At 71.9% G+C, this 6,996-nt stretch carries 5 protein-coding genes; all 5 read right to left on the reverse strand.

Features of this window, described 5'->3' with window-relative positions:
• Positions 1 to 7: 7 nt before the first annotated feature.
• The 5 genes from ACFVHO_RS21775 to ACFVHO_RS21795 all read right to left on the reverse strand — a co-directional run bounded on the left by ACFVHO_RS21775 (position 8) and on the right by ACFVHO_RS21795 (position 6,534).
• A complete protein-coding gene (locus ACFVHO_RS21775; protein WP_385716935.1) occupies positions 8 to 1,453 on the reverse strand; it encodes a Gfo/Idh/MocA family protein in 1,446 nt (481 codons plus the stop codon).
• Positions 1,454 to 1,552: 99 nt separating this feature from the next.
• Entirely contained in the window at positions 1,553 to 2,596 is a 1,044-nt protein-coding gene (locus ACFVHO_RS21780; protein ID WP_385716938.1) for a substrate-binding domain-containing protein, read from the reverse strand.
• Between the two features lie 13 nt (positions 2,597 to 2,609).
• A complete protein-coding gene (locus ACFVHO_RS21785) occupies positions 2,610 to 3,629 on the reverse strand; it encodes an ABC transporter permease (RefSeq protein WP_385716941.1) in 1,020 nt (339 codons plus the stop codon).
• The gene (locus ACFVHO_RS21790) at positions 3,626 to 5,212 is read right to left on the reverse strand and encodes a sugar ABC transporter ATP-binding protein (RefSeq protein ID WP_385716944.1); all 1,587 of its coding nucleotides are present in this window, start codon (positions 5,210 to 5,212) and stop codon (positions 3,626 to 3,628) included. Before ACFVHO_RS21790 ends, ACFVHO_RS21785 begins: the two co-directional genes overlap by 4 nt.
• Positions 5,213 to 5,352: 140 nt before the next feature.
• Positions 5,353 to 6,534 carry an ROK family protein gene (locus ACFVHO_RS21795; protein WP_385716947.1) on the reverse strand — a complete coding sequence of 394 codons (1,182 nt, stop codon included), beginning with the start codon at positions 6,532 to 6,534 and terminating at the stop codon, positions 5,353 to 5,355.
• Positions 6,535 to 6,996: the final 462 nt, after the last annotated feature.

Here is a 6,996-nt window from a genome sequence, read left to right on the forward strand (position 1 = left end):
AGTCTCCTCAGACGAGGTTGACGCTGGCGTTGACGGGGGCGGGAGTGGGCGTGGGGCCGCTCACGGGGGTGTACACGGCGTTCTTCTCGGCGCTCTCCTCGACGGCCGCGAGGACCCGCTGGACCGAGAGGCCGTCCGCGAAGGAGGGCGTCGGGGCGGTGCCCGTGGCGATGGCGTGGAGCAGGTCGCGAGCCTGGTGCACGAAGGTGTGCTCGTAGCCGAGTCCGTGCCCCGGCGGCCACCAGGCCTCCAGGTAGGGGTGACCGGGTTCGGTGACGAGGATGCGGCGGAAGCCTGCGGAGGCCGCGGGCTCGGTGTGGTCGTGGAAGGAGAGTTCGTTCAGGCGCTCCAGGTCGAAGGCCAGCGACCCTTCGGAGCCGTTGAGTTCGAGCCGCAGGGCGTTCTTGCGGCCGGTGGCGAACCGGGTGGCCTCGAAGGTGGCGAGGGCGCCGGAGGGGAAGCGTGCCGTGAAGACGGCGGCGTCGTCGACGGTGACCTGCCCGAACCCGGAACCCGACCCGGACCCGCCGTCGGCCCGTGCTCCGGCGCCCGGCTCGGCGCCGGCGCCCGCCGCCGTGATCCCGGTGGAGGAGCCCTCGGGCAGCGGCCGTTCGCGTACGAAGGTCTCCGTGAGCGCCGAGACGCCCGCGACGGCCTCGCCCGTGAGGAACTGCGCGAGGTCCACGATGTGCGCGCCCAGGTCGCCGAGCGCGCCGGAGCCCGCGCGGTCCTTGCGCAGCCGCCAGGTCAGCGGGAAGCCGGGGTCGACCAGCCAGTCCTGGAGGTAGGTGAGACGGACGTGCCGCAGCGTGCCCAGGCGTCCTTCGGCGACCATCCGACGGGCGAGGGCGAGGGCGGGCACCCGGCGGTAGTTGAAGCCGACCATCGCCACCTGGCCGCGCGCGGCGGCCCGTTCGGCGGCGGCCGCCATGGCTTCGGCCTCCTCGACGGTGTTGGCGAGCGGCTTCTCGCACAGCACGTGCTTGCCCGCGTCGAGCGCGGCGACGGCGATCTCCGCGTGGCTGTCGCCCGGCGTGCAGATGTCGACGATGTCGACGTCGTCGCGGGCGATCAGGGCACGCCAGTCGGTCTCGGCGGCGGCCCAGCCGAGCCGGTCGGCGGCGGCGCGCACGGCACTGCCGTCGCGTCCGCACACGGCGGCGAGCCGTGCGCCCAGGGGCAGGTCGAAGACGTGGCCGACGGTCCGCCAGCCCTGGGAGTGGGCGGCGCCCATGAAGGCGTAGCCGACCATGCCGACGCCCACCCGGCGCGGTCCTGCGCCCGCCGCGCCCCGGTCGGCGCGGGCCGCCGCCGGGTCCGCGCCGTCAGCGCGGGCCGTCCCCAGGTCGGCACCGTGGGCGTGGGCCGTCCCCAGGTCGGCGCCGTGGGCGCGGGCGTTGCCGGAGTGGGCGCCGTCTGCCCCGGGACCGGCCTCGTGCTCCGTCTCACTCATGCGGTAACTCCTCCTCGTCGACGCGTCGACTCAACTCGGCGCTCAGCTCGCGGCGTCCGGCACGGGAGCGCTCCCGTGCGGGACGCCGGCCGGGCCGCCTCACTTGAAGCCGGTGGACATGTACTGGTCGACGTTGTCCTTGTCGACGACGGCCGAGTAGAGCGTCAGGGAGGCCGGGATCTCGAACTCGGCCATACCGCTGACGCCCTTGCCCTGGCCGAGCGCCCGCGCCAGGTCGATCGCGGACGCCGCCATCGTCGGCGGGTACAGGACGGTGGCCTTCAGCACGCCCCGGTCCTGCTTGATCTCCTCGAACGCGGAGAGCGCGCCCGCGCCGCCGACCATCAGGAAGTCGTCGCGCCCGGCCTGCTTGATGGCCCGCAGGGCACCGACACCCTGGTCGTCGTCGTGGTTCCACAGCGCGTCGAAGTTCTTCTGCGCCTGCAGCAGCTGCGACATCTTCGACTGCCCGGACTCGACGGTGAACTCGGCCGCCTGCCGGGCCACCTTCTCGATGTTCGAGTAGTTCTTCAGCGCGTCGTCGAAGCCCTTGGTGCGCTGCTTGGTCAGCTCCAGGTTGTCAAGACCCGCCAGTTCGACGACCTTGGCGTTCTTCTTGCCCTTCAGCTTCTCGCCGATGTAGTGCCCGGCGTTGAGCCCCATGCCGTAGTTGTCGCCGCCGATCCAGCAGCGGTACGCCTGCGCGGACGCGAAGATCCGGTCGAGGTTGACGACGGGGATCCCGGCCTTCATGGCCTTCAGGCCGACCTGGGTGAGGGCCTTGCCGTCGGCGGGCAGGATGACGAGGACGTCGACCTTCTTGTTGATGAGGGTCTCGACCTGGCCGATCTGGGCCGCGGTGTCGTTGGAGCCCTCGGTGGCCTCCAGCGTGACGTCCTTGTACTTCTTCGCCCGCGACTTGGCGTTGTCGTTGATGGCGTTCAGCCAGCCGTGGTCGGCCTGCGGTCCGGCGAAGCCGATGGTGACCTTCTTGCCGGGCTTGTCGTCGGCGACGGCCTGGTTGTTGTCGGACGACGAGTCGTCGTCCTTGGACTCGTTGCTGGTGCAGCCGGTGAGCACGGCACCGGCCGACACGGCGGCCGCTCCGAAGAGCAGTCCTCTGCGGCTCGTGAGATCTGGCATGACAGTGAACCCCTTACGTGGTAGCCGTACGCCGCTGGACGAGGACCGCGGCCACGATGATCGCGCCCTTGGCGATCTGCTGGACGGCGGTCTCCAGGTTGTTGAGCGCGAAGATGTTCTGGATCGTGATGAAGATCAGGACGCCGAGCACGGAGCCCGTGATGGTGCCCCGGCCCCCGCTCAGCAACGTGCCGCCGATGATCGCGGCGGCGATGGCGTCCAGCTCGTACAGATTGCCGTTGGTGTTCTGGCCCGAGCCCGCGAGGACGATCAGCAGGAACGCCGCGATGCCGCAGCACAGCCCCGAGAGCAGGTAGAGGTAGAGCCGCTGCCGCCGGACGTCGATGCCCGCGAGTCGCGCCGCCTCGGCGTTGCCGCCGACGGCCACCGACCGCCGCCCGAACGTGGTCCGGTTCAGCAACAGCCAGCCGACCACCGTCACGGCCGCGAAGACCATCACGAGCGGCGGGATGCCGAGCACGTAGGAGTCGCGCTCCCCGAGCTTCAGGACGCTGTCGACGGTGACCATCTGCGTCTTGCCGTCGGTGATCTCCAGGGCCAGGCCGCGGCCCGAGGCGAGCATGGCGAGGGTGGCGATGAACGGCACCATGCGCCCGTACGCGATGAGCAGGCCGTTCACGAGACCGCAGCCGAGTCCGACGACGACGGCCGTGAAGAGGATGCCCGCGAAGCCGTACTCCTGGGTGGCGACCGTCGTGGCCCACACCGACGCCAGCGCCACGATCGCGCCGACCGACAGGTCGATGCCGCCGGAGATGATCACGAAGGTCATGCCGACGGTGACCACGCCGATGACGGACGCCTGGGTGAGGACGAGCTGCAGGTTGTCGGTGTCCAGGAACGCGTCGGGCTCCGTGACACCGCCGATCACGACGAGGACGGCGAGCACACCGAGCAGCGACAGCGTGCGCACGTCGACGCGGGCTGCGAGGGACCGCCACGGGCTCTGGGGCTCGTCCGCCGGCGGACTCTTCTCGGTGACGGGCCGGGCGGGCGATGCGGGCTGCGTCATGACGCCGGGCTTCCTTCCGTGGTGGCGGGGCCGTGGGGGCCCTTGGTGAGGGTCGGGCCGTGCGCACTCGACGCCAGGACGAGGTCGAGTACGCGGTGTTCGTCGAGGTCCTGCGCGGGCGCGGTGTGGACGACCCGGCCCTCGCGCAGGACGAGGACGCGGTCGGCGAGGCCGAGTACCTCCGGCACCTCGCTGGAGACGAGGAGGACGGCGAGGCCCTCGTCGGCGAGCCGTCGGATGACGGTGTACAGCTCGGCGCGGGCGCCGACGTCGACTCCGCGCGTCGGCTCGTCGAGCAGCAGGACACGGCAGCCGCGCAGCAGCCACCGGGCGAGGACCGCCTTCTGCTGGTTGCCGCCGGAGAGGGTGCGCACGGGGACCGAGGGGTTGTCGGGCCGCAGCGACAGTTCACGCGTCGCGGTGCGGGCGGCCTCGCGCTCCTTCGTGCGGTCCAGCCAACCTCCGTACGAGAAGCGGGACATGGAGGAGACGGACACGTTGCGGGTGACGGACTCCAGCATGAGCAGGCCCTGCGCCTTGCGTTCCTCGGGCGCGAGACCGAGCCCGGCACGCACCGCGGCGCGGACGCTTCCCGGACGCAACACCCGCCCGTCGACCTGTACTTGACCACCCGTCGGCTTGCGGGCCCCGTAGATGGTCTCCAGGATCTCCGAGCGCCCGGAGCCGACGAGCCCGGCGAGGCCGACGATCTCGCCGGGCCGCAGTTCGAGGTCGATGGGTGCGAACTCGCCCTCCCTGGTGAGGCCTTGGACGACGAGCACGGGTTCGGGCCGAGGGATGCCGTCCTGGTCGCGCGGCGTCCGCTCCGGGAAGACGTACTCGACGTTGCGCCCCGTCATCAGCGCGATGACCTCGCGTGTCGGCGTCTCCTTGGCGGGCAGGCCGACGGCGACGGCGCGGCCGTCCTTCAGGACGGTGACGCGGTCGCCGATGCGGCGGATCTCCTCCAGGCGGTGGGAGATGTAGACGACGGCGACACCGTCGGCCGTCAGATCGCCGACGATGCGGAAGAGGTTGTCGACCTCGTCCGGGTCGAGCGCGGCGGACGGCTCGTCCATGACGATGAGCCGCACCTCGTGGGAGAGCGCGCGGGCCATCGACACGATCTGCTGCTGGGCCGCGGACAGGTCCCCGACGAGCCGCCCCGGGTCGATCTCGCCGTGCCCGAGCCGCGCGAGCAGTCCGGCGGTCGCGGCCCGCGCGTCGCGTCCGCGCACCACGAAACCGGCGGCGGTCGGCTCGTGCCCGAGGTAGACGTTCTCGGCGACGGACAGGCCCTCCACCAGGTCGAGTTCCTGGTAGATGGTGGCGATGCCGAGGCGCATGGCGGCGATCGGGGAGCGCAGCGTGACCTCGTCGCCGCGCCAGACGATGGTGCCGCCGTCCGGCTGGTGGGCGCCCGCGAGGACCTTGATGAGCGTGGACTTGCCGGCGCCGTTCTGGCCGAGCAGGCAGTGCACCTCACCGGCCTGGACATGCAGGTCGACGCCGTCGAGGGCGCGGACGCCCGGGAACGACTTGGTGATGCCGGACATGGTGAGCAGGGGTGGTTCTGGTGCCATGACGGTTCCCTCGGGGGGTGCGGCCGGACATGCTGGTAACCGGACATGCTTGTAACGGGCATGACAAGGTTGATCAAGGTGCCGCGGGACGCCCCGTACGGAGGAGGGGGCGTCCCGGCCGACCGGGCCGGTCAGGGCGGCTAGGCCGGTGAGAACAGGTGATCGCTGATGAGGCGGGCGCCGCCGATGACTCCGGCGGTGGGGCCCAGCTCACCGAGGACGATGGGGAGGTTGCCGGTCGCGAGGGGCAGCGACTGGCGGTAGACCTGGGTGCGGATCGCGGCGAGCAGCGTGTGGCCGAGGCCGGTGACGCCGCCGCCGATCACCACGAGACCGGGGTTGAAGAAGCTGACGAGGCCCGCGATGACCTGGCCGGTGCGGTTGCCGCCGGCCCGGATCAGGTCGAGGGCGGTGGCGTCACCCGCGGCCGCCGCCGCGGCGACGTCGACGGCCGTGAGCGCGCCCGAGCTCTCGAAGCGGGTGGAGAGTTCCGGGGAACTCCCGTGGTGGGCGGCCTCCTCGGCGTCGCGCGCGAGCGCGGCGCCGCTGAAGTACGCCTCCAGGCAGCCCTTGTTGCCGCAGGCGCACGGGCGGCCGTCCGGCTCGACCTGGATGTGGCCGATGTCGCCCGCACTGCCCGTCGTGCCGCGGTACACCTCGCCGCCGACGACGATGCCGCAGCCGATGCCCGTGCCGATCTTGACGCACAGGAAGTCGCCCACGGAGCGGGCGACGCCCGCGTGCTGCTCGCCCATCGCCATCAGGTTCACGTCGTTGTCGACCATGACCGGGCAGCCGAGGTCCTGGCTGAGCGCCTCCCGTACGGGGAAGCCGTCCCAGCCGGGCATGATCGGCGGCGCGACCGGGACGCCCTCCGGGAAGCGGACGGGGCCCGGTACGCCGATGCCGGCGCCGTCGAACCCCTCCGCGAGCCCCGAGGCGCGCAACTTGGCCGCCATGGCGAGGACTTGCTCGAAGACCGCGACCGGGCCCTCGCGCACGTCCATGGGCTGGTTGATGTGACCGAGGACCTCCAGCTCGGCGTTGGTGACCGCGACGTCGACCGAGGTCGCGCCGATGTCCACGCCGAGGAAGCGGAGGGCCGGGGCCAGGCGGATGTTGTGGGAGCGGCGGCCGCCTCGGGACGCCGCGAGGCCGTCGGCGACCACGAGTCCGGTCTCCAGGAGGCGGTCCACCTCCACGGCCAGTTTGGACCGGGAGAGGTCGACCTGGTCGCCCAGTTGGGCGCGGGAGTTGGGCCCTCCGTCGCGCAGCAGCCGCAGTAGCCGCGCCTGGTGCGCGTTGGCGGGTCGAGCCGTCATACGTCTCACGCGCCCCTCCCCGCCTGTTCGGCCGAATCCCGTGTGTGTTCGTTGGGCTTTCGAGGGGAACGTAGCAGCGCGTGCCGGGACTGGGAAGAAGTTGAGCGTGAATTGCCTTCGACTTTCTCCTGTTGCAGGACAAAGGTTGGGGGGTGGGGGCGCTGCGCGGGGCTCCCCAGTCCCGCCCCTTTCCCGAAACCGGGGCGCTGCGCCCCCTGGACCCCAGCCCTCGTCGGCCGTCCCGTGCGGGTGGGACAGTCCGCCCCCGATCGGCCTGCGGCCTCGTCCTCAAACGCCGGACGGGCTGAAAATGTGCTGCTGAGCTGGGTCTTTCAGCCCATCCGGCGCTTGAGGACGAGGCGCGAAGCGCCGATCCGGCGGGAGCCTGTCCCCCCCACCCGGGACCCCCACCCCAACCACGCCGGGCGGGGCGTGAGGACGTGGCGCGGGGCGCCGACGTGG

The organism is Streptomyces sp. NPDC127108 (assembly GCF_042677545.1).
GTDB lineage: Bacteria > Actinomycetota > Actinomycetes > Streptomycetales > Streptomycetaceae > Streptomyces.

What these genes read in the sequence shown, in the direction of transcription:
- ACFVHO_RS21775 (WP_385716935.1), bottom strand. Translation starts at nt 1,453, where the DNA reads ATGAGTGAGACGGAGCACGAGGCCGGTCCCGGGGCAGACGGCGCCCAC.
- ACFVHO_RS21780 (WP_385716938.1), bottom strand. Translation starts at nt 2,596, where the DNA reads ATGCCAGATCTCACGAGCCGCAGAGGACTGCTCTTCGGAGCGGCCGCC.
- ACFVHO_RS21785 (WP_385716941.1), bottom strand. Translation starts at nt 3,629, where the DNA reads ATGACGCAGCCCGCATCGCCCGCCCGGCCCGTCACCGAGAAGAGTCCG.
- ACFVHO_RS21790 (WP_385716944.1), bottom strand. Translation starts at nt 5,212, where the DNA reads ATGGCACCAGAACCACCCCTGCTCACCATGTCCGGCATCACCAAGTCG.
- ACFVHO_RS21795 (WP_385716947.1), bottom strand. Translation starts at nt 6,534, where the DNA reads ATGACGGCTCGACCCGCCAACGCGCACCAGGCGCGGCTACTGCGGCTG.